This is a genomic window from Cytobacillus sp. (genome assembly GCF_032154635.1).
Taxonomy (GTDB): Bacteria; Bacillota; Bacilli; order Bacillales; family Cytobacillaceae; genus Cytobacillus.
Genome location: NZ_JALDXW010000006.1, coordinates 105,878 through 129,751, shown reverse-complemented (window position 1 = coordinate 129,751; position 23,874 = coordinate 105,878). Strand labels below are relative to the sequence as shown.

At 38.3% G+C, this 23,874-nt stretch carries 20 protein-coding genes, 1 pseudogene and 1 other annotated feature; of the genes and pseudogenes, 9 read left to right on the top strand and 12 right to left on the bottom strand.

All coding sequences use genetic code 11. The annotated features are described in order from the left end of the window. Positions 1-43 precede the first annotated feature (43 nt). Positions 44-290, bottom strand: a pseudogene (locus RUH74_RS06760) (IS1595 family transposase); the annotation flags it as partial. Positions 291-500: 210 nt separating this feature from the next. Here RUH74_RS06760 and RUH74_RS06755 point away from each other — a divergent pair. From RUH74_RS06755 to RUH74_RS06745, 3 genes are all read left to right on the top strand, one after another. Next, positions 501-890, top strand: a complete 390-nt coding sequence (locus RUH74_RS06755) for a hypothetical protein (RefSeq protein WP_313799513.1) — start codon at positions 501-503, stop codon at positions 888-890. 368 nt (positions 891-1,258) lie between these two features. Then, on the top strand, positions 1,259-1,450 hold the full coding sequence (locus RUH74_RS06750) for a DUF1272 domain-containing protein (protein WP_313799512.1): 192 nt from the start codon (positions 1,259-1,261) through the stop codon (positions 1,448-1,450). Positions 1,451-1,769: 319 nt separating this feature from the next. Next, on the top strand, positions 1,770-1,904 hold the full coding sequence (locus tag RUH74_RS06745) for a hypothetical protein (RefSeq protein ID WP_313799511.1): 135 nt from the start codon (positions 1,770-1,772) through the stop codon (positions 1,902-1,904). Between the two features lie 332 nt (positions 1,905-2,236). Here RUH74_RS06745 and tyrS read toward each other — a convergent pair whose 3' ends face one another. Beyond that, on the bottom strand, positions 2,237-3,493 hold the full coding sequence (tyrS, locus tag RUH74_RS06740) for a tyrosine--tRNA ligase (RefSeq protein WP_313799510.1): 1,257 nt from the start codon (positions 3,491-3,493) through the stop codon (positions 2,237-2,239). Positions 3,494-3,581: 88 nt separating this feature from the next. Then, positions 3,582-3,808: a binding site (T-box leader), on the bottom strand. 207 nt (positions 3,809-4,015) lie between these two features. On the opposite strand from tyrS, the gene RUH74_RS06735 reads away from it, so the two are divergent. Further along, positions 4,016-6,940 carry a transglycosylase domain-containing protein gene (locus RUH74_RS06735; protein ID WP_313799509.1) on the top strand — a complete coding sequence of 975 codons (2,925 nt, stop codon included), beginning with the start codon at positions 4,016-4,018 and terminating at the stop codon, positions 6,938-6,940. Between the two features lie 71 nt (positions 6,941-7,011). On the opposite strand, the gene acsA is transcribed toward RUH74_RS06735, so the two are convergent. Next, the gene (gene acsA / locus RUH74_RS06730; protein ID WP_313799508.1) at positions 7,012-8,730 is read right to left on the bottom strand and encodes an acetate--CoA ligase; all 1,719 of its coding nucleotides are present in this window, start codon (positions 8,728-8,730) and stop codon (positions 7,012-7,014) included. Positions 8,731-9,026: 296 nt separating this feature from the next. Here acsA and RUH74_RS06725 point away from each other — a divergent pair, with 296 nt between their 5' ends. The 3 genes from RUH74_RS06725 to RUH74_RS06715 are packed head-to-tail and all read left to right on the top strand — an operon-like array spanning position 9,027 to position 11,509. Then, entirely contained in the window at positions 9,027-9,659 is a 633-nt protein-coding gene (locus RUH74_RS06725) for a GNAT family N-acetyltransferase (protein ID WP_313799507.1), read from the top strand. Positions 9,660-9,692: 33 nt separating this feature from the next. Further along, complete coding sequence (locus tag RUH74_RS06720; protein WP_313799506.1) at positions 9,693-10,340, top strand: acetoin utilization AcuB family protein; 648 nt, start codon at positions 9,693-9,695, stop codon at positions 10,338-10,340. Beyond that, positions 10,337-11,509 (top strand): acetoin utilization protein AcuC, encoded by a 1,173-nt coding sequence (locus RUH74_RS06715; protein WP_313799505.1) that lies wholly within the window; start codon positions 10,337-10,339, stop codon positions 11,507-11,509. The genes RUH74_RS06720 and RUH74_RS06715 overlap by 4 nt, the downstream gene beginning before the upstream one ends. 233 nt (positions 11,510-11,742) lie before the next feature. Here RUH74_RS06715 and motS read toward each other — a convergent pair whose 3' ends face one another. From motS to RUH74_RS06695, 4 genes are all read right to left on the bottom strand, one after another. Then, positions 11,743-12,486, bottom strand: coding sequence for a flagellar motor protein MotS (gene motS, locus RUH74_RS06710; RefSeq protein WP_313799504.1), 744 nt, complete (start codon positions 12,484-12,486; stop codon positions 11,743-11,745). After that, positions 12,476-13,294, bottom strand: coding sequence for a flagellar motor protein MotP (gene motP / locus RUH74_RS06705; protein ID WP_313799503.1), 819 nt, complete (start codon positions 13,292-13,294; stop codon positions 12,476-12,478). Before motP ends, motS begins: the two co-directional genes overlap by 11 nt. A gap of 46 nt (positions 13,295-13,340) precedes the next feature. Continuing rightward, the gene (gene ccpA / locus RUH74_RS06700; protein WP_313799502.1) at positions 13,341-14,339 is read right to left on the bottom strand and encodes a catabolite control protein A; all 999 of its coding nucleotides are present in this window, start codon (positions 14,337-14,339) and stop codon (positions 13,341-13,343) included. A 339-nt stretch (positions 14,340-14,678) separates the two neighbouring features. Next, the gene (locus tag RUH74_RS06695) at positions 14,679-15,752 is read right to left on the bottom strand and encodes a bifunctional 3-deoxy-7-phosphoheptulonate synthase/chorismate mutase (RefSeq protein WP_313799501.1); all 1,074 of its coding nucleotides are present in this window, start codon (positions 15,750-15,752) and stop codon (positions 14,679-14,681) included. 457 nt (positions 15,753-16,209) lie between these two features. Between RUH74_RS06695 and RUH74_RS06690 the strand changes: the two genes are divergently transcribed. Next, complete coding sequence (locus RUH74_RS06690) at positions 16,210-18,375, top strand: cell division FtsA domain-containing protein (protein ID WP_313799500.1); 2,166 nt, start codon at positions 16,210-16,212, stop codon at positions 18,373-18,375. A 13-nt stretch (positions 18,376-18,388) separates the two neighbouring features. On the opposite strand, the gene ytxJ is transcribed toward RUH74_RS06690, so the two are convergent. The 3 genes from ytxJ to RUH74_RS06675 all read right to left on the bottom strand — a co-directional run bounded on the left by ytxJ (position 18,389) and on the right by RUH74_RS06675 (position 19,756). Next, entirely contained in the window at positions 18,389-18,718 is a 330-nt protein-coding gene (gene ytxJ, locus RUH74_RS06685) for a bacillithiol system redox-active protein YtxJ (protein WP_313799499.1), read from the bottom strand. A 74-nt stretch (positions 18,719-18,792) separates the two neighbouring features. Further along, the gene (locus tag RUH74_RS06680; RefSeq protein WP_313799498.1) at positions 18,793-19,263 is read right to left on the bottom strand and encodes a YtxH domain-containing protein; all 471 of its coding nucleotides are present in this window, start codon (positions 19,261-19,263) and stop codon (positions 18,793-18,795) included. Positions 19,264-19,279: 16 nt separating this feature from the next. Further along, positions 19,280-19,756 (bottom strand): DUF948 domain-containing protein, encoded by a 477-nt coding sequence (locus RUH74_RS06675; protein ID WP_313799497.1) that lies wholly within the window; start codon positions 19,754-19,756, stop codon positions 19,280-19,282. A gap of 232 nt (positions 19,757-19,988) precedes the next feature. Here RUH74_RS06675 and RUH74_RS06670 point away from each other — a divergent pair, with 232 nt between their 5' ends. Next, positions 19,989-21,104 carry an aminopeptidase gene (locus RUH74_RS06670; RefSeq protein WP_313799496.1) on the top strand — a complete coding sequence of 372 codons (1,116 nt, stop codon included), beginning with the start codon at positions 19,989-19,991 and terminating at the stop codon, positions 21,102-21,104. 59 nt (positions 21,105-21,163) lie between these two features. Here RUH74_RS06670 and murC read toward each other — a convergent pair whose 3' ends face one another. Together murC and RUH74_RS06660 are read right to left on the bottom strand one after the other, a co-directional pair. Beyond that, positions 21,164-22,459: a UDP-N-acetylmuramate--L-alanine ligase gene (gene murC, locus RUH74_RS06665; RefSeq protein WP_313799495.1), complete on the bottom strand. Its 1,296-nt coding sequence runs from the start codon at positions 22,457-22,459 to the stop codon at positions 21,164-21,166. Between the two features lie 269 nt (positions 22,460-22,728). Next, entirely contained in the window at positions 22,729-23,826 is a 1,098-nt protein-coding gene (locus RUH74_RS06660) for a nicotinate phosphoribosyltransferase (RefSeq protein ID WP_313799494.1), read from the bottom strand. Between the last annotated feature and the right edge of the window lie 48 nt (positions 23,827-23,874).

The window sequence follows — 23,874 nt, the reverse complement described above, 5'->3', positions numbered from 1 at the left end:
TTAATAAGAATTACACATTAAATTTTGGTAGTCTCAGGCTGTCTTATGTGCCCATCATTTTAAATAAAAAGGAGTTTAATAGAAATTCCTTTATATGCTGTTTAGAAGAACCAAGCAAGGTAATTATCAAGATATTTCGTAGCCAAACCTTTAAAGTGGTCTATCCATTGTTTCAAACGAGAATGGAGACCATTGACATTTTGAATGTGATACAAGCCCTTAATAACGTGTCTGCCATCGTCTGATTTAATCCGATAATGTTCTAAGCCCTTTTCTCTTGCATAGGTTTTTCTTTAACAAGTTTCCTCTGCCTACTTATTTCGACAACAGGAGAAATCCCCCCTTTTTTTGCAAATAAAAAAGCACCCCATCATTTGATTGCATACATGTTTAGACCTCCTTTTGAGCTTGGTATACAAAACCTACCTTATGTTTACTTAATAGCCCTTTGTTAACATTTTACTAATAAGGTATAATAAACCACAGGGGCGTGATATCAAATGAATATTCAAAAAAATAGTTTTGCTGTTTTACCAACTAATCTAAATCGAGCATTAATGAAAACTAATATCCAAAAACAAATTAACTTTAATAAAGATGAGAAGAATGATTTTAAAGACTTGTTTATGTTAATGATAAAATTAAGCAATGAAAAAAAAATAATGAAGGCATTAGATAGTATAGATGCAAAAATACTTAAGACTGATAAAGAGCCTATTTTTAAAAACAATGATCATAAAGAGTCCTTTCAAACTGATTCAGATAAGGACATGGATACCGATTCAATGAATCGTACAAATAACGAGCTTAATCCTGAAGAATTAGAAGCAATTAGTATTAAATTAACTGCCAAGATTCTAGGAATTAACGAAAAGGACATTTCTTTTTAAAAGGAACCTAAGTGGGTTCTTTTTCTATCATTTTGATTCCATTCTCAACAAAATTTGCACACCTTAATTCAGCAAGACAACCTTGCTCCTTATTGGTTCGAACAGGAATTTAATTAAAATGACTATATGCTTCTAATAACCGTATTGGACTCCTATCAGAAACTTTCATTTCCATTGCAATATACTCCTAACATTTAGTTCACTTCAAGCTCGGACTGCGTATAAATTAATTTCACGAAATATTTAGTAGCTACTATCATTATTTTTCAGTCTGTCCTTTTTATTTTTTCGAAATCTGTACCTTTTTCAATATTTTTCCTTGAAGTAAAATAGACAATCATAACTATTATTCAAAGGTGGTAATTAAAATGGCTTTAGAAATGAGAAAAGAATGTGAACGTTGTACATCTTCATTCGATAATGATTCAATAGCTTTTATTTGTGTACATGAATGTACCTTTTGCTTGCCTTGTACAGAAGAAATGAAAAATATCTGTCCAAATTGTGGCGGTGAATTAGTAAGAAGACCAAAGAGCCCCCTACAAGTTTGCTCCTTATAGCAACTTGGATTTCTCCTGTTTTTTTATTCATTATTACTCTTGCATTTCATAAAAGTCTTAATTACAGTTCTCACCTCACCCCTTTCTACTCTTCATTACCACTTCTAAATGATAAAATTTGTTAACATATAAACAAATGCAAAAAAGTGATGTAAAATGAGAGCGTTTTTTTCCCAGGGAGATATTCTCCCTTTTTAAATGAACATAGTAATTCATTTGTCGATTAACAGCTATTATTGTCTGATTTTTACGAATTTTAATCCCCTGCTAAACTACCAATATTTGTTATAATTATGTTGTATATGGAAGGGGTGAAACTATGAAAAAGAAATTGTTATACATAGTTATGGCTTTTGGTTTTACAGTAGCTATTGCTGCAACTCCAGCTATTAATGCTGAAGCCAATGGGTGTATTGGTGATGACATATATAAACCGAGACCTTGTCAATCTTAATACTGTTGAGAGCGCTAAGTTTCTTAGCGCTTTTTTCATAGTCTGAGATACTCAAATAAACAGAGTACAAATTCTATTTCTCAAATAAGACTTTTCTCCATGTCAGCGTTTGAAGGGCACTTACCACGTGTCCTCTGCTGTGTAAAAAGCGGTCGGTTGATTAATTACACAAGCAATTATGTACGAAGTAATAACCAGCAGACCGACATTTACAAAAGCAATTGTAAGCAGATGCCTATAAATGTTTTTTAGTAAACATACTATTGTTCAAAAATATATATTTACATTGTCTTAACATCAAAAAAGCCCTCCAAAAAAGAGGGCTCTACTAATTAATATTTAATTAAGAAGTACTTCTTCTTCCCGCGACGAATAACTGTAAATTGTCCCTCAATCCGATCCTTTTCAGAAATTACATATTCTAGCTCTGTTATACGCTCACCATTCACATAAACAGCACCATTTCCTACATCTTCACGCGCTTGGCGCTTAGAAGGGGAGATTTTTGCCTCAACGAGCAATTCAACGATATTAATATCTTCTCCTGTAGTATGCTCGTAAGACGGCACATCTTTAAATCCTTGCATAATTTCTGCAGCTGAAAGATTTCTAATATCTCCACTGAAAAGGGCTTCAGAAATTTTGATCGCTTGATTCAATGCATCTTCCCCATGAATTAAACGAGTCATTTCCTCTGCAAGCGCCTTTTGAGCTTTACGGAGATGTGCTTCCTCTTGAACAGATTGCTCTAATGCTTCAATTTCCTCACGTGATAGGAATGTGAAGTATTTTAAGTATTTAATCACATCGGCATCAGCAGCATTAATCCAGAATTGGTAGAATTCATATGGTGTTGTTTTCTCTGGATCCAGCCAAACTGCTCCGCTTTCTGTCTTGCCAAATTTTGTACCATCCGCTTTTGTCACAAGTGGAATTGTCATGCCATAAGCTTTTGAGCCTTCTCCAACCATTTTGCGGATAAGCTCTAGGCCAGTTGTAATATTCCCCCATTGGTCACTGCCGCCAATTTGCAATTTACACTGATGATTCTCATATAAATGCTTGAAGTCCATCCCTTGCATAATCGTATAAGCAAATTCTGTAAACGAGATTCCCGTTTCTAAACGGCTCGCTATTGTATCCTTTGCTAGCATATAATTGATTCCGATATGCTTCCCGTAATCTCTTAGGAAAGTAATCATATTCATCTCTGACGTCCAATCATAGTTGTTTACCATGATTGCTCCATTTTCGCCTTCGAAATCAAAAATCGTTTTCAGCTGTTTTGTCAAGCATTCAACATTATGCTGCACAGTTTCAACCGTTTGCAAGGTTCTTTCTTCCGTTGCTTTTGGATCACCAATTAATCCTGTGGCCCCGCCAACAAGAACAATTGGGCGGTGGCCATGGTTTTGGAATCTTCTTAATGTAAGGAATGGCAGCAGGTGGCCAATATGCATGCTGTCACCAGTTGGGTCCATACCGCAATATAAAGAGATTTTCTCCTTTTCAAGCGTCTCCTTCATTCCCTCTGCATCTGTTTGCTGGTAGATGATGCCTCTCCATTGCAAATCTTCAAGTAAATTCATATTAAGTACCTCCTTCTATTATCGTAAAACTTGATCCCACATGACTCAACAAAGCCTTTCCTAAAAACAAAAAACGCCCCTGCTTAAATGCAGGGACGCATATTTATTTGCGCGGTACCACCCAAATTGAGGACAAATAAATCCTCCACTCTTACATGATAACGGATTACCGTCCACTGCTACTATTACAAATGTAAATTGACAGTGAAAGCTCGGGGAGGTAATTCATCCTTCTACATGTACTGACTCACAGCAGCCGCCAGCTTTCTGAAACAGAGATAGAAGCACTACTCGGGATCCCGTCAATGCTTATAAAATATTTTTAGGATATAGCATCATTTTTATCATATACAACAAACAAATGTCAACATGGATAATAACAAAATATTTCATAAAAATTGAAACTAAACACCTATTTCATTCGACAAACAAAAAGAAGGGAATTTCAGAAAAAAAGCGAACCTTGAGATAATAGTATGCAAGTTTATGCTATAATGTATGTGATTTTAGGGGGATGATTGAATGAAAGAAAACCGGAACCTTTTGGATAAATTGAAATCATGGCTTTCTATTTTTACAAATAAAAAAACGACGAAGGGTGCAAGCATTACCTTTCAAGTAACGTGGAATCTTGTCTTATTATTTATTATCTTAATCGTTCTTGGGGGTTCGTTTGCTGGCGGTGTTGGTGCTGGCTACTTTGCCTCTCTCGTGAAAGATGAGCAAATACGGCCATATGAAAACATGAAAAAAGATATTTATAACTATGAGGAAACATCGGAATTATACTTCGCAGATAATGTTTACCTTGGCAAGCTCCGGACTGATTTAGAACGCGAGGAAGTTAAACTGGAAGATGTTTCCCAGCATGTTATAGATGCGGTCATTGCAACGGAAGATGAATATTTTTATGAGCATGACGGCGTTGTGCCTAAAGCGATTATGCGTGCTATTTTCCAAGAGGTGACAAATTCCTCTGTCCAATCTGGCGGAAGTACGCTCACACAGCAATTAATCAAGAATCAATTATTAACAAATGAAGTATCTTTTGAGCGGAAGGCAAAGGAAATCCTGCTTGCTCTTCGCCTTGAAAAATTCTTTGATAAAAAGGAAATTCTAGAAGCCTACCTGAATGTTTCAACTTTTGGCAGAAACTCTTCAGGAAGAAACATTGCAGGAGTTCAGGCAGCAGCTAAAGGTTTATTTGGTGTGAGTGCAAAGGAATTGAATATTCCACAAGCAGCGTTCATTGCTGGTCTCCCGCAAAGCCCATTCGGCTATACACCATATTCACAGGGTGGAGAACTAAAGTCTCCTGAAGGTTTGGAACCAGGATTAACGAGGATGAAAACGGTTTTAAAAAGAATGTTCGATGATGGAAAAATAGATCAGAAGCAATATGATGAGGCAATAGCCTATGATATTACAAAAGATTTCATCCCTCGTGTAGAAAGTTCAATTGAAAAATATCCTTTTTTAACATTTGAAATTGAGAAACGAGCAGTAGAAGTAATGGCCCTTATTTTAGCAGAAAAAGACGGCTATGATGAACAGGATTTAATGGAGGACAGTGAACTTAAAAATGAGTACAAAATACTTGCTGACCGAAATTTAAGACAGAATGGCTATCAAATTCATACGACAATAAAGAAAGAAATATATGATGCCATGCAAGCGGCAAAAGATACCTATCAATACTATGGCAGCGATAAAGTAGAAATTGTCAAAGACCCTGAAACCGGGGAAAATAAAGAGGTAGTTGAACCGGTTCAACTTGGTGCCATTCTAATTGAAAATAGTACCGGAAGGATTCTTTCATTTGTTGGCGGAAGAGATTACGAAACAAAGCAGCTAAACCATGCAACAGATGCATTACGACCGAACGGATCGACAATGAAACCATTAGTTGTTTACGCTCCCGCGATGGAGCTTGGCGCTGTTGCACCTGGGACAGTCATACCTGACGTCCCCGTGTATCTTAATCCCGCCAAGCCGGGTGTTCCTTACCCAACCAACTATGATAAGCGCTACAGTGGATTAGTGTCTGCCCGTCATGCATTAAAGATGTCCTATAACGTACCAGCAATGTTGACTTACAAAACAATCATGGACAAACGCCCAGCACAATATTTAGAAAAAATGGGATTCTCATCAGTGATCGAAAATGATTATCACAATCCTTCGCTCGCACTTGGTGGGATAACAAATGGGGTCACTGTTGAAGAAAACGTAAATGCTTTCGGAACATTTGCTAATGGCGGAAAATTCATTGATAGTTATATCATTGAAAAAATTGTTGATAATTCTGGGAATGTCATTTATCAGCATGAGGTGAAGCCAGTCGAAGTATTTAGTCCTCAAACCGCTTGGTTAACTATTGATATGATGAGAGATGTTGTAAAAAGCGGGACGGCTAATTCCTTAAAAAGCCGATTGAAATTCAGCTCAGATTGGGCTGGAAAAACTGGAACTGGCCAAGATCTAAAGGATACGTGGTTCGTCGCTGTCAATCCGAACGTTAGCTTTGGTGTCTGGACTGGATATGATACACCCAAATCATTAGAGCTTCGTTACAAAGGAATTCATCATAGCCCGCGTATTATTTATTTATGGGCACACTTAATGAATGCCGCCTATGACGTAGCCCCGAGTATTGTGGACCCTGATACACAATTCCAAATGCCAGGAGGAATCGTCCGTAGATCTTATTGTGCTGCATCTGGCCTTCTGCCTTCAGATGCTTGCTCAAGAGCAGGGCTTGTAGAATCAGATTGGTATAACGCAAAATTTGTTCCTTCCAGCTCTGATGACAGCTTCGCAAGTGGAAGATATGTTCAAATAGGCGAAAATCGCTATATGGCATTGGAGAGCACTCCTGAAGAGTTTACATCCTCTGGTGTTATATTGAGTCCAAAATACTTTGAGAATAAATACGGCATCCCAATAAAGGATACGTCAAAATTAATACCAAATTTAGATAGATGGGGAAATCTTTTAGTTGCAGAGTCTAGACTCGAGGAAAATGGAAAAAATCCTGGGGCACCAAGCATTAGTGGAAAAGATTCTCTCATTACATGGAGCAAACATCCTGAAGGGGATGTGATCGGATACCGTGTCTACCAAAAGACAGAAGGCGGAGCAAAGAAGATAGGAAGTATTACCGCTGGCCAGCCGCTGTCATTTAGTGCACCAAATGGAGAATTTTATGTAACCGCTGTTGATATCGCAGGTAAAGAATCTGCTCCATCTAATATCATTCAGATTGGAAAAACACCAGAAACAGAACAAGAGGTAACAACACCGCCAGTAGAAGAAAAACCGAAAGACCCTCCTGGTGATGGCGGCAATAAAAATCCAGGCGGTTCTGGTACCCCACCTGGTGACGGAGATACAAGTGGAGATTCTGATGGAGATAACACCGAGACTCCTCCTACTACTAACGAATAATTGTTTTAAAATGAATAAATGAAAGGAACCGCACCATCTTGGTCGCGGTTCCTTCATTTATATTCGATACATTAATCTTCCATTGTCGAAAGGTCACCTGCTGGAAGATCCAACTCCCATGCCTTTAATACCCGGCGCATAATTTTTCCGCTCCTTGTTTTTGGCAGTTTATCACGAAATTCAATTTCGCGCGGTGCCGCATGGGCTGCAAGCCCTTTTTTCACAAATTGGCGGATATCCTCAATTAGTTCCTCCGTTGGTTCATAGTCATCTATCAACGCGATAAATGCTTTAATAATTTCTCCTCTCACAGGGTCCGGCTTGCCGATCACACCAGCCTCTGCAACAGCAGGATGCTCCAGCAGCTTGCTTTCTACTTCAAATGGGCCAACCCGCTCACCCGAGGTCATAATGACATCATCTACACGTCCTTGGAACCAGAAGTATCCAGTTTCATCCATATAAGCAGAATCACCAGATACATACCAATCACCAGGCATAAAATACGATTCATACTTCTGTTTATTATTCCAGATCGTGTGCATCATCGCTGGCCAGCCCTTTTTAATCGCAAGGTTCCCCATTCGATATGGAGGTAATACATTTCCTTGATCGTCAACAATTGCTGCAACTACTCCAGGAATGGGTTTCCCCATAGAGCCTGGTTTAATTTCTAGACATGGATAATTACAAATTAACAGTGCACCTGTTTCTGTCATCCACCATGTATCATGAATTCTTAAATGAAATACCTTCATTCCCCATTTAACAACTTCAGGGTTTAATGGCTCTCCAACACTCACAACATGACGAAGAGTACTCAGATCGAATCTCTTAACGATCTCATCTCCAGCACCCATTAGCATTCTAAATGCAGTTGGTGCACTATACCAGACCGAAACACCATATTCTTCAATCATTTTATACCATGATTCCGGATTAAATCTCCCCCCAATAATGACATTTGATACTCCCGCTAACCATGGCCCAAACATCCCATAGGAAGTGCCTGTAACCCATCCCGGATCGGCTGTGCACCAGTAGATATCATCCTCTTGTAAATCCAGCACCCATTTGGCTGTTTGGTAATGCTGGATCATCGCATTATGAACATGAAGGACCCCCTTCGGCTTACCTGTGGATCCAGAAGTATAATGAAGAATAAGACCGTCTGTCCGGTCAACCCACTCGATGGAAAGCTTATTGCTTGCCTCGGCAGTTCGTTTATTAAAATCTATATACGGTCCTTCTTCTACAATATTTTCTCCTACTAGGAAAATCGTTTTTAGTGCTGGAAGCTCATCGACAGGAACACGCTTTAATAGATCTGGTGTCGTAATCAAAACCTTTGCTTCACTATCCTCTAACCGATCCCTTACTGCTCCCTCCATGAAAGCTTCAAATAATGGTCCTACGATAGCTCCAAGCTTGATTGCACCTAGAGCAGCAAAATATAGCTCTGGGGAACGAGGCATAAAGATAAAGACCCTGTCTCCTTTTTCTACATCTCCAAATGCTTTCAAAGCATTTCCTGCTTTATTCGAAAACTCCTTCATTTCTTTAAACGTATATTTTTCCTGTCTTAAGCCGTCCCTGAAATAAAGAGCAATTTTATTTTTTCTATAAGTTTCTGCATGCCGGTCAATTGCCTCATAGGCCATATTTACAAGGCCCGTTTCACTCCATGAAAATTCTTTCTCTACATCCTTCCAATCAAAGCTGCTGTACAAATCATCATAATTTTTAAGATTATAGTCCCCTTTAGTCGCTGGTAACGCTTCCACTTTCATAAAAAATCCCCCTTTGATAAAAAGTAACTTCAGCCCTTCCCATCCTATGTAAGAAAAAGTATTCAAGAGTAAGCAGGGCGCTCTTGCTTTTCTTAATTGTTTACTATTATAGTATAAGTTCAATTAATTCTCAATTTTAAAAATATTCTCTCGCCAATTTTTTAGTAACTTAGTAGAATGGCTATATATTTGTCACAAAAAAAAGGGAATACGCTAGAAAATCATTTGAAAGCGCTTAAACATGCTAGATATTATGTATAATAGAATTACTTATCATACTTATAGGCGGTGTATAAATGGAACATCGAAAAACGTATAATGCGAAAGAAATAAAGACGCCACGGGGACCTGTGCTTATCGAGGGCCCTATCACACCCGAAAAATTAATGGGATACGAATTTCATAAAGATTTAACAGCTTTTCGTCCAGCTGAACAGCAAAAAAAGGCACTTATCGAAATTGCTGGTTTACCTGAAGGGAGAATTATTATTGCCCGAAGCAGGGATGTGATTATTGGTTACGTTACCTATGTATATCCTGATCCATTAGAAAGATGGTCTGAAGGAAAAATGGAAAATTTAATTGAGTTAGGAGCCATTGAAGTAATACCTGAATTCAGAGGATCTGGAACAGGCAAAAATTTGTTGAGGGTTTCCATGATGGATGATGCTATGGAAGACTATATAACGATCACTACCGAATACTATTGGCACTGGGACTTAAAAGGAACAGGACTGAATGTTTGGGAATACCGTAAAATAATGGAGAAAATGATGAATGCAGGAGGTCTTGTCTGGTATGCAACAGATGATCCTGAAATCAGTTCACATCCTGCTAACTGTTTAATGGCAAAAATAGGAAAAAGAGTCGATATAGAATCCATCCAGAAATTTGATCGTCTCCGTTTTATGAACCGATTTATGTACTAGATTTACAATCATATTAGGATGGAGGGATTTTAAGTGATTGTTGAAGAAATTATGAAGAAGGATGTTGTTGCATTATTTGAGAATGATAGTATAGCAGATGCTATACGACTAATGGGTGAGAAGAAAATTCGTCATCTTCCTATTATAAATAATGAACAACATTTAGTTGGCTTAGTCACAGATAGAGATATTCGTGATGCAACACCATCCATATTTGAAACGGAGAAGTTTAAAGCCGGATTACAAAATCCACTGAGAATGATCATGAAAACCGATGTAATTACCGGTCACCCGCTTGACTTTGTTGAAGAAATCTCTGCTTTATTATATGAGCACCGAATTGGCTGTCTTCCAATAATAAACAATAAAAAAATAGTCGGGATTGTAACAGAAACAGATTTGCTTCGAACCTTAGTTGAATTGACCGGGGCACACCAGCCAGGATCTCAAATTGAGGTAAGAGTTCCTAACAAAGCAGGAATGCTCCATGAAATTTCAAGCGTAATTAGAAATAAAAATGCAAATATTCAAAGTGTACTCGTTTATCCTGATAAAAGTGATGACAAATATAAAATAATTGTCATAAGACTACAAACGATGAACCCTCTTTCATTGATAGAGGATTTAAAAAATGCGGGTCTTCAAGTTTTATGGCCCAATTACCCAGGGATGCCATCATGATACAAGATTCAGTATTTATTTATTCAGAGGATTTGCTAAGCTACAGATTTAATACAAATCATCCCTTTAATCAAATAAGAATCAAATTAACACTTGATTTGCTTCAACATTTGCAGGCGATTCGGGACAATCAGCTTATTCCTCCGCGTCCTGCAACAGATGACGAGCTACAATTAATTCATGACCCTAAATATATACAAGCAGTCAAGCTCGCAGGAAGCGGGCAGCTCTCTCTTGAACAAGCAGATAATTATGGACTTGGTACTGAGGATGTTCCGATTTTTCAAAATATGCATGAAGCAAGTTCATTGCTCGTCGGAGGAACTTTAACAGCAGTTGATTGGGTGATGAGCGGACAGGCAAAACATGCCCTTCATTTAGGCGGCGGACTGCATCATGGCTTTCGGGGAAAAGCATCGGGCTTTTGTGTATATAATGATAGTTCGGTTGCTATTAAGTATATTCAAGAGAAATATAATGCGAGAGTACTATACATTGATACTGATGCCCATCATGGAGATGGCGTCCAATGGTCCTTTTACGATGACCCGAATGTTTGTACACTCTCCATCCATGAAACAGGCAGATATTTATTTCCTGGGACAGGAAATGTGAATGAAAGAGGGCAGGGAAAAGGATACGGATACTCGTTTAATATCCCGCTAGACGCGTTTACTGAAGATGAATCCTGGCTGGATATATATCGCTCATCCATTAGAGAAGTAGCTGAATTTTTCAAACCCGATGTCATACTTACTCAAAACGGAGCTGACTCACATTATCATGACCCCCTTACTCATTTATCAGCAACGATGAAAATTTACCGTGAAATCCCAAAACTTGCTCATGAAATTGCCCATCAGTATTGCAATGGAAGATGGATAGCTGTTGGAGGCGGCGGCTATGACATATGGCGAGTCGTTCCACGAGCATGGGCGCTAATCTGGATGGAAATGACTGAAAACTCTAACTGTTATGGCAGTTTGCCATCAGAATGGATCAATATCTGGAAGGATCAAGCACCAATCCCTCTCCCAGTAGAATGGGATGACCCAGAAGATATGTACAAGCCAATCCCTCGCAAATTAGAAATAACCGAAAAAAACAGACAAACATTAGAAAAAGCACTATACCCAATCAGAAATCAGAAAAAAACAGAATCGATATAAGAAAAGTACAAACGCCTTGACCATCGCCGTACAAACTGGAAGGACCGCGACGGAGATATAGGAAACACGGGAAGCGAGAGCGAACCGATGTTGACTTATCGCAGGGAGGGGGCCTGAAGTTTGATAGGCGATAGGCGCTGGAGATAGACATATCGAAAAGCGCAAGTGCCTTGACCATCGCCGTACAAAAGCTATACTTTCTTCTATTAAAAAAAGGACCGAATGGGTCCTTTTTATTTTGAAACAAGATCATCTTCATTATATTTTGGATCTGAAATAATAATTTCAACCCGGCGATTTTTCTGCCGATTTTCGGGGCTGTCATTTGATACAATTGGCCTTGTATCCGCGTAGCCAACTGCAATAAATTTGCGGCTATCAAGCTGGTGGCTTTCTATCAGGTAATTTATTACACTGCTGGCACGTGCAGCGGAAAGCTCCCAATTGGATGGGTATCTAAAAGAACTCATTGGAATATCATCTGTATGGCCTTCTACCTTAACTAAATTAGGCAGTTTCACTAAAAGTTCCCCTACCTTATTTAAAAACGCATATGAATCCCCAAGAAGAGTCGCTTGCCCCGGATCAAATAAAACCTGCTCTTGCAGAACGAGAACGACTCCACGTTCCGTACGATTGGCAATAATTACATCCTCTAATCCATTTTTGTCTAAGAAGCTTTGTACTTCGGATAATAAATTCTGTAAGGATTTCTCAGTCATATCTTTCTCACTATTTTTCTCAGGCAAGTCCGCCTCCCCTACAGCCGGGTTTTCTAGGGGGACCATCGAAGGATAAAAATCAAAAAAATGCTCCTGAAATGATTCAGTAATGGCTTTAAATTTGATCATATCTATTTGTGACATTGAAAATAGCAAAATAAAAAAAACTAATATGAGTGTAACCAGATCAGAGAATGTGACCATCCAGCTCGGGGCACCTTTTGCTCGCCCAGCTGGTCTTCTCTTAAGCTTCATTATCCAGAGCCTCCCCTGAATTCATAGCATGAATTGCTTCTTTTCGCTCTTTAGAGGATAAAAAGGCACTTAATTTCTCCTCCAATAATTTTGGGTTCTGGCCTGATTGCACACCGATAACTCCCTCAATAATGATTTGTTTAAAAAATACCTCTTGCTCTGTCTTTAAAGCTAGCTTGGAGGCTAAAGGCAGGAAAAATAAATTGGCTAAAAGTGTTCCATATAAGGTAGTTAATAATGCAATGGCCATATTAGGTCCTAATGAGGATGGGTCATTCAGGCTTTTTAGCATAAGAACTAAGCCGATCAGCGTACCAATCATCCCCCATGCTGGAGCATATTCTCCAGCCTTTTCAAGAATACTTCTGCCTTTTCTATGTCTTTCTTCCATTGCTATTATTTCTGCATTCATAATATCATTAATAACATCCGGCTCAATCCCATCAACTGCAAGTAAAATCCCTTTGCGTATGAACGGATCATCAACCTCATCTAATTGTGTTTCTAACGATAATAATCCCTCACGTCGTGCACGATCAGATAGATGAACAAATGTCTTAATTAATTCGCTTAAATTTTGCTCATTATGTGAAAATCCATGTCTAATGACAGTAAACATATGCTTCATATCTTTTAATGGGAAGCTTACAAGCAGTCCAGCGATTAGACCGCCAACTACAATTAACATAGAGGCAGGGTCAATAAACGAAAGAAATCCACTAATTCCTCCATTTGTAATTACCCCAAAAATAAGCATCCCAAAACCAACGATTAATCCAATGGGTGTTAACGCATCAAATCTTTTCATATTCCCTCTCCCAATCATTTAAAATAATGTATGATCTACTACTCCATTATTTAGTTGAGTTTCGTTGTTCAATTCGATGGGGAAGAACAATAATATGATCGGAGATTTCTTCTTTATTCATTAATTTTGTAAGAAGTCTCATTGCAACTGCACCAATATCATATAAAGGCTGCACAACAGTAGTGAGCTGCGGTCTTACCATTAATGATAAACGAGTATTATCCGAACTAATCACTTCAAAATCGTCAGGGATATTGTAGCCCCTATCCTCTGCTCCATGAACAACCCCTAAGGCCATTTCATCTGATCCTGAAAAGATCGCCGTTGGTTTCGTACTTTGTTCAAGAAGCTTTTCAATGACTTCTATTCCGGAATCATATGTATAATCCCCTTCTACTACGAAGTCTTCTTTAAATTGAATTCCTGCTTCAGCAAGTGCTCGTTTATACCCTGCTAATTTTTTTTCCCGGTTAATCGGCTCCACTAAAGGACCAATAGCAATCGCTATTTCCTTATGTCCCTTTTCGATAAACGAATGAATCGCATCATATGTAGCTTGTTCATAGTCAATATTTACTGACGGGATTTTCTCACTTTCTTCAATAGAACCTGCTAGTACGATCGGTACAGAAGACTTTTCAAATTCCTCAACAAGTTCCGAAGTAATATTTCCTCCCATAAAAACAATTCCATCCACTTGTTTTCCAAGCATTGTATTTAATAAATGCAGCTCTTTATCCAAGTTTTGGTCTGAATTGCTAAGAATAATATTATATTTGTACATTGTCGCAATATCTTCAATGCCTCTGGCTAGCTCAGCAAAAAATGTACTTGAAATATCGGGAATAATTACGCCAACAGTTGTTGTTTTTTTACTGGCGAGACCCCGGGCAACAGCATTTGGACGATAGCCTAGTTTATCAATTACTTCCAATACTTTCTTTCGGGTTGCCGGCTTCACATTTGGGTTCCCATTAACAACCCTTGAAACAGTTGCCATTGATACATTGGCTTCTCTTGCCACATCATATATTGTTACATTCATATTTTTCACTCCCTATTATGATAGCGATTCATATTGTTTATAAGTAGTTTACTGCAACCTGCCGCAACCTACTCATTCTCTTCGAATCTGATTATAAATATATGTATAATTATGTATTCAATCATACGACAGTAATTGACAAGCCGCAATGTAAAGACCTAATTTTTTATAAAAAATACATAAACGATCGGGAGCATCTGCTCACACCTAAGTATGTAAATATCAGTCGGTATTACAACACCTGAGCTAGTTATTCGGCTCAAGCTTGTTCAGTATACCGAATGCCTATTTGCTTTTCACAAAAAAAACCTTCTACAAAATGCAGAAGGCCTTTCAATATTAAACTCTGGCAAAGGCAAATGATCGAAGCTCATTCATAAATTCATCAAATTGATTTAAATCCATTTGCTGCGCATTATCTGAAAGCGCTACTGCTGGATCTGGATGAACTTCAGCCATCACCCCATCAGCGCCAATCGCTAGAGCTGCCTTTGCTGCAGGGAGTAGCAGGTCGCGTCTTCCAGTCGAGTGCGTGACATCTACTAATACTGGTAAATGGGTTTCTTGCTTCAAAATTGGAACTGCAGAAATATCTAGCGTATTTCTTGTTGCTCGTTCATACGTCCGAATTCCACGTTCACAAAGGATTATTTGCCCGTTTCCTTGAGCCATAATATACTCAGCAGCATTTATAAACTCTTCAATCGTAGCTGAAATCCCTCGTTTTAAAAGGATAGGTTTATTTACTGCGCCAGCTGCCTTCAATAGTTCAAAGTTTTGCATATTTCTTGCGCCAATTTGAATGACATCGAGATAGTCCACTGCCACTTCAATATCAGCAGGGCTGACAATCTCACTAATAACAGCAAGATCAAACTCGTCACCAATTCTTTTTAAGATTTTTAGGCCTTCTAAGCCAAGGCCTTGGAAATCATATGGAGATGTTCTTGGTTTAAAAGCCCCTCCACGCAGAAGCTTTAGCCCCTTTGCTCTTACAGCATTAGCAACAGTTGCTACTTGTTCATAGGATTCCACCGCACACGGGCCAAAAACTAAGTGCGGTTTCCCATCACCAATTCTTTCTCCTTTAAGATCAACAATTGTGTTTTCAGGTTTCTTTTTCCTAGAAACTAATAGAGCCTTGCGATGATCATCCTCTTGAAGTTCAAGGCCAGCTTTGAAAATTTCCTTAAACACATGCTCAATGGTTGAGTTTTCAAATGGCCCATCATTATGCTCCTTTATCTGATCAAGCATTTTTCTCTCTCTTACAGGATCATAGCGATAAACTCCCTGTGTTTCCTTCGCCTTTCCAATTTCCTGAACAAGCTTAGCCCTTTCATTAATTAATGATAAAAGCTGAAGGTTAAGTTCATCCACACGATTTCGTAGTTGATCAAGTTCCTTACTCATTCCATTCCCTTCCTTTCCATTTTAAATGTTGAGTCAGAAAAAAGTTTACTTTGATAATTGCCTTTCAAACTTCAGGCCCCTCCCTGCGATAAGTCAACATCGGTTCGCTCTCGCTCCCCGTGCTTCCTATATCTCAGTCATTAAAAGGCGAGGCGACTGTTTAGCCCCGACAAGCATAAGATGGGCTGCGGAGTGACGTATTTTGCCACAGAGCAGTACAACTTATGACCTCGAGGGGCTAGGAGCCGCAGCTAGATTGCGGAGTCCTTCCAGTTTGTACGGCGATGATCAAGGCGCTTGCGCTTTTCTTCTTTATCGACCCGATATTATGTGTTACATTTTAAATAATTAGAGTTATTATATATGAATTATCTTAGTATGTCACTAATAATTTCTTTATTGATTAAACGCTTTTAAGTGATAAAGAATTTAATGAACGATGAAGAAGGTGTTTCCCTTGCTAGAACAAAAAAAGCTTTTTGCCTTAGATATTGGTACACGTTCTGTAATTGGTATTATCCTTGAAGAACACGAAGGGCACTACCATGTTGTAGACAGTCTAGTTAAAGAGCATACTGAACGAGCAATGCTTGATGGACAAATACATGATGTCTTATCTGTATCAAAAATTATTTCTGAAATTAAAAAAGGGCTCGAGGAAAGACATGGTCCGCTGAAAAAGGTTTGTGTAGCTGCTGCTGGTAGAGCATTAAAAACGGAACGTTCGAAAGTAACGATTGATATAAATGGACAACCGCTAATTAAAAACCAGGATATTCTTCATCTCGAACTTTCTGCCGTCCAACAAGCTCAATCTGTTGTCGCAGAGAAACATGAATCCGATCAAAGCCATTATTATTATTGTGTTGGCTATTCTGTTCTTTATTACCGACTGGATGGAGAAGAAATCGGCAATTTAATCGATCAGCAGGGAAAAGAAGCTTCGGTTGAAATTATTGCCACATTTTTGCCAAAGGTGGTTGTCGAATCGCTGCTGTCAGCACTTCACAGAGCCGGCCTTGAAATGGAAGCATTAACACTGGAGCCTATTGCTGCCATTCATGTGTTAATTCCTCCCTCTATGCGCCGACTAAATGTTGCATTAGTTGATATTGGTGCAGGGACATCAGATATTGCTATAACAGACCTAGGAACAGTTATTGCTTATGGAATGGTTCCTGTTGCTGGTGACGAAATAACTGAAGCAATTAGCGACCAGTTACTCTTAGATTTCCCATTTGCAGAAGAAGCAAAAAGAGAATTATATCAGAATGATACAATAACAGTTACGGATATTCTAGGATTTGAAACGGAAGTAAGAAAAGAAGACCTCGTGTCCCAAATTTCCCCTGTTCTTGATCGGCTTGCTACATCTATTTGTAATGAAATATTAAGCCTGAACAATAACAAGCCTCCTAAAGCAGTTATGCTTGTCGGCGGCGGGAGTCTGACGCCAGAATTGCCAAAAAGAGTTGCTGAAAAACTAAATCTTCCTGAAAACAGGGTGGCAATCAGGGGAATCGATGCCATTCGATCATTAACAATCGCTGATCATATTGCTCAAGGGCCAGAGCTTGTTACACCAATCGGAATCGCCATAGCTGCACATCACTCACCTGTTCAATATAAAACAATCTATGTGAATGAACAGCCTGTCCGATTATTCGAGGTTAAAAAGCTGACTGTCGGTGACTGTCTGCTTGCAGCTGGCATAAAAATGAATAAGCTATATGGAAAGCCAGGCTTAGCTCTTATTGTTACGTTAAACGGGCAAAATATTACCATTCCTGGCGGACATGGCGAGGCACCGGCTATACTGCGGAATGGACATATAAGTTCATTAGATAGCGAAATCGAAAACGGAGATCAGCTCCATATTGAAAAAGGGATGGATGGCCAACGGGCAGAGCTACAAATAAAAGATCTGATTGATGAAATTCCAAAAAGAGAAGTAAAAATAAACGATGAAGAATTTTCGATAGAGGCGAAAATCACATGTAATGGGAAGGTTGTTACAGCAGACAAAGTTGTTGAAGATCGTGATGTAATTGAATGCAAAGTTCCAGAGACGATTGAAGACATGCTAACCTCACTAAACTTGCATGAATATATAATAGAATCACGCCCATTCAGAGTTAATATTAATGGAAAAGAAACATTTATCCCATCGTTATCTGGCAAGATTTATCGTAACGGCATAGAAGTTAAGCTACATAACAGCTATGAACATAAAGATCATATTATCATAGAGAAAAAAACAATACCTACGACGAAGGAAATAGCTGAAGTGAAACAAATTTTGCTATCGCATTCGATTCCCATCTCATTTAATGGGGAACAAATCCATCTTCATAAGCCTCTTTCAATCATTAGAAGAAAAGATACAATTTTAGCAGAAAGTGATCCCATCCAAGATGGGGATCATATTTTAATTGAGCATCGAAAGCTAGAACCCTTCCTATTTCAAGATTTATTTGGTCATGTTGACATTAAAATGCCTGAACAGGCAAATGGAAACTTCGTTTTATTAAAAAACGGGGAACAGACAACCTTTCAGAGCAAGCTAGAGCCAGGAGATGACCTTACAATTGTATGGCCATCCACACAAAAAACATCCATTTAATGGATGTTTTTTGTTATTCATTTTCTTCAATTGCTTTTTTAAGGGAATCAACTGTAATTTTCCAATGAGATGCATGCCAAACCGGTTCACTATTTTTAAAGAGAATCGCTTGTGGTGATTCATGTTTGATTTGAAATTTTTCAGCAATATGATTGGATAGAGGACGATCTTCTTGTACGATAAGATAATAAGTCTTTACAATCTCATTTTCATTTGCAAACGTGCTATATTCCTCATAAGCAGCCTGACTAATCGGACAAGTTGAACTATGCTTGAACAGAAGGAACATTTCTCCTTCATCAACTTTCTTATCAAATGATACATTTTCATTCAATCTTTCCATTGTAATCCCTCCTTGGTCACAAATAACGGTGAAGCTATCTTACCACTTCACCGTTTATAATACAATTACACCCTTTATTGACGAACCTTTTCCTCTGTTTCATCGAAAGCTCTTTTCGTTTCTTCCAGTCTTTTTTGAATCTCAGAGTCATGTGCAGGCAAAGCAATATGTCCTTTATTACTTTTCTCAGCATAAGGCTGCGATTCACCACTGGTTTTTAAACCTTTTACCTTATTCAGAATTTCTACACTTTGCTTGGAAACTGTATTTGTAATGGCATTGGTTTTTTCCTTTGCTGCACTTGCCAATTCTGTTCCCTTTGCAACTGCGGTTTCACGGATTTGGCCAGTTTTTGCTTTTAGCACAATCGCCTGTTCATTCATATTGCTTCTTAATTCTTTACCAGATTTAGGCGCTAGGAAAAGAGCTGTTGCAGCACCAACGATCCCACCGATTAAAGCGCCAATCAAAAAATCCTTTGTGTTGATACTTTCATCTGATTTCGACTGATTTTGATCATTTTGGATTCGTTCTTGACTACCCATACTCATTACTCCTCCTTTAGTTTCTTCCTCTAACCCTTTTTTTCTGAAGGACTTGTTCGCCCTCCACTATTTGATTGGAGTTTTGTTTTCTCATTTTCCATTTATCCTTCATCTCGAGAAAAATTTGACTCCATTGAACCACTGCAGCAATTTTATCTTTATTCTCTTCAAATTGATTATTCACAGATGTTGTGACCTTTTGAATCGAACCGTTAAAACTGCGAACGGTCTCTCCAACATCTTTAACCGCTACAACTACACTATTTAGGTTTTCTGACTTATGTTGTATATCCTCTGCAAGTGCATTAGTTTTATGTAAAAGTTCAGTTGTTTCTCTTGTTACCCCATCTAATTGTTTTTCAAGCCCTACTAATGTTTTCGATACACTATCAAATGTTACCTGTAAAGATTTTAATGTTTTTGATAAATAAATAACTAGAATCAAAAATGCAATCGCAATAACCGCTATACTCAAATATAATATAATTTGCAATAAAAGCACCTCCCAATGGAATATTACTACTATTTTTCTACCCTCTTTTGTTCGACATAAACCTTTATTTCCCTACCATCTCCATACTACCCAGTGCATTCCTTCTTTTGTTTTCGACATTTTCCATTACAAATATAAATTTATCATATTTGAAGGGTTTAAATAAACAAAAATGGTTATTTCGGGTACAATAGGATGGTGACATACTAATTATTTATTCGGAGGGATAAAAATGAAAGATCCTCGAATTGAAACACTGGCAAAAAATTTAATAAACTATTCAGTCCGCCTGCAAAAAGGTGAGAAAGTTCTTATTGAGAACTTTGGGCTCCAAAGAGAGCTTGTGATTGCCCTGGTTAAAGAAGCATATGCAGCTGGCGGCTTTCCATTTGTTTCACTGAAAGATCATCAAGTGGATCGTGCTCTTTTACTAGGTGCACAGGAAGAGCAATTTACTATGATGGCAGACTTTGAAGCAAACGTGATGAGTAAAATGGATGCATACATAGGTCTTAGATCCGGCGATAACATTAATGAACATGCAGATGTGCCAGATGAAAAAATGAGAATCCACGGTTCAACGATTGGCAGAAAGGTCCATAGTGACATTCGCGTTCCAAAAACGAAGTGGGTTGTTCTTAGATATCCGAATTCTTCAATGGCACAGCTAGCTAAAATGAGTACAGAAGCTTTCGAAGATTTCTACTTCAAAGTATGTAATCTTGATTATGGAAAAATGGATCAAGCGATGGACAATCTTGTTGAATTAATGAATAAGACAGACAAAGTAAAAATCACTGGCCCTGGAACAGATATAACATTCTCAATCAAGGACATTCCGGCGATTAAATGCTCAGGGCAAATGAATATCCCTGACGGAGAAGTTTACACTGCTCCCGTCCGTGATTCGGTAAATGGAGTGATCACTTATAATACTCCTTCTCCATATCAGGGCTTCACATTCGAAAATGTGAAATTAACCTTTAAGGATGGAAAAATTGTTGAAGCAGTTGCAAATGATAGAGAGAGAATTAATAAAATATTTGATACAGATGAGGGCGCTCGTTATATTGGTGAATTCGCCATTGGCGTAAATCCTTTCATCCAGCATCCGATGCAGGATATCTTATTCGATGAAAAAATAGATGGCAGCTTCCATTTTACTCCAGGTCAAGCATATGATGATGCCTATAACGGCAATAAATCAAATATTCATTGGGATATGGTCAATATCCAGCGACCAGATTATGGCGGCGGGGAAATCTATTTTGACGATCGTCTTATCCGTAAGGACGGCCGCTTCGTTATCCCTGAGCTAGACGCACTTAATCCAGAGAATTTAAAATAGAAAAGCAGAATTGCCCCGATCTAATAGAAAAGATGCAGCTACATATAGCTGCATCTCTTTTATAGCTGTTTTTCATATGCTTCCTGAAACTTCTGAATATCTCCTGCCCCCATAAAAATGATAACGGCATTGTCATGTGTTTTCAAAATAGAAGTTTCTTCCTCTAACAGGATTTCGGCATCAGGAATTTTTTCTTTTAAGTCCTCAATGGAAAGCTGTCCATGAACTTCCCGTGCAGATCCAAAGATTTCACATAAATAAACTTTATCTGCTAAATTTAAACTTTCCGCAAAATCATCGAGGAAGGTTTGTGTTCTAGTAAATGTATGAGGCTGAAAAACACTAACAATCTCCCGTTCTGGGTACTTTTGTCTGGCCGCATCGATTGTTGCCTTGATTTCTGTTGGATGGTGTGCATAATCATCTATGATAATTTGCGTTCCAATTTCTTTTTCAGAGAATCTTCTTTTTACCCCTTCAAAGGATTGAAGATATTCTTGAACAATACGAGAGTCGATTTCTTCATAGTGGCAAATTGCAATAACTGCCAGTGAATTTAGGATATTATGGTCCCCAAAGGAACGAATGGAGAACGTTTCATAAAAAGTATTTCTAACAAAGACATCAAATGTTGTTCCTTCTGTTGTTTTAATGATATTCCGCGCTTGAAAGTCATTTTCTTCACCGAATCCATAAAAAAGAACGGGAACTTTCGCTTGAATTTTTTGCAAATGTTCATCGTCTCCGCATGCAAAAATACCCTTATTTACTTGCCATGACATTTCCTGGAAAGCAGAAAATACATCGTCAATATTGGCAAAGTAATCTGGGTGATCAAAATCAATATTTGTCATGATTGCATAATCAGGGAAATAGGATAAGAAATGTCTTCTATATTCGCATGCCTCGAAAACGAAATACTCCGCGTTCTCTTCTCCTCTTCCTGTACCGTCTCCAATTAGGAATGAAGTGGGCTTTGCACCTTTCATTACATGAGCAAGCAAGCCTGTAGTTGACGTTTTCCCGTGTGCACCAGTAATGGCGATACTCGTAAAGTTATTCATAAAGTCACCTAAAAAGCGATGGTAACGTATAATTGGCAAGCCAAGCTTCATCGCTTCCTGTATTTCTTCATGAGTATCCGGAAACGCATTCCCGGCAATAATCGTCATACCTGGCTGTATATTTTCCTTTTGAAAGGGAAGGATCTTTATTCCAGATTGCTCAAGGGCCAATTGAGTAAAGAAATGTTTTTCATAGTCTGAGCCTTGAACCTGAAAATTCATATCATGGAGAACTTGAGCCAAGGCACTCATTCCAGACCCCTTAATACCTACGAAATGGTAAATAGTCATATAAAGAACCTCCAACCATCGTATATCTGTAAAACAGTATATGACATTTATCTAGTTTTGCGCACATCTCAATCTAAGACATGCTTTTTAAGCAGAATAAATTTTTAAAAGACAATAAATTATCCATTTAAAATTCATATTCAATCATTATACCATTATTTATCGTTAATAACTATGTAATAAAAAGGATGAAAAGTAGTCCCTTTTTACCGTCAAGCAGGAGCTAGGAACAATCTACTTAACGATTGTCCCTATGCTTTCTTTTTTATTTATTCTACTTTTTCTAGTCTTGGGTTTGGCCGATACCGTCTGCCTGCTTTAGCTGCATGTTTTCCATTAATTAACACATTGTCACCTGTAAATCCGATGTTAATTTTTAATAAACTGCTTCCAACCCCGTATGTGTCAACTGGGACGCCTCTTTCTTCAAATTCCTGAATCCGTGATTCATTAAATCCGCCGCTAACAACAATTTTCACATGGGTAAATCCTTCTTCATCTAAAGCGTTTCTAAGGGCGAATACTAATTCTGCATTTACACCCCTAGGGTCGAACGTACCTAACAGATGCTGATTACGTAAGAAGTATTGGTCAATCAATGTTCTTGAAGTATCTAAGCGAACTCCCTTTAAATCCTTGCCAAATGTTCTTGCAACTTTGAGAGAGTCCGTAATTACATCATTATTGTAATCCACTAAAGCAACTAGATCATCTTCAGGGAAGGTTTCTTGATAAGCTTTAGTTGCAGCAACAATATCTCCATTGAATAGTTGAATAAGGGCATGCGGCATGGTCCCCATGCCTTGTTTTCCCCACCACTCATTCATAGCATGGGTCGCCTGAGCTGTTGCCCCGCCAATATGGGCTGCATATCCATCTCCAGCCTGTGTAATATAGTGATCGTCGCGATCACCCATGAAGATTACTTGCTTCTGCTTTCCTGAAGCACTTGCCGCCTTAACAACATTATATACGTTTGTAGCGACAGATGTCCGTCTTGAAAGAATTCCATCGATCACACCTTCAAGGTAGCCGAACGTCTGGTATTGACCTGTAATGGTTAACACTGTTTCGAATGGTGATATTTGATCGCCATCCTTTAATGAATATATTTCAAGTTCATCGGGATTATCAGCAAAAGTTTTAAGAAGTGCGATCACTTCATCTGTTCCACATAATACCGCATGATTTTTTTGAAAGAACTGCATCGTGACAATGTTATCCTTCTTGTATTTATTCACGATCTCTCTCGTCTTTAAAAAATAAACAGCAGAAAACCAACCGTCCTTCACGCGTTCATCGAATTTAAATGTCTGGTTTGTTAGACGTTTAATTTTCCCTTGAAGTTTTAACTCAATTTCTTTCATTTCTAAAAGCTCCTCAGTAATTAACAAATATTTATTCTTATTATTTTT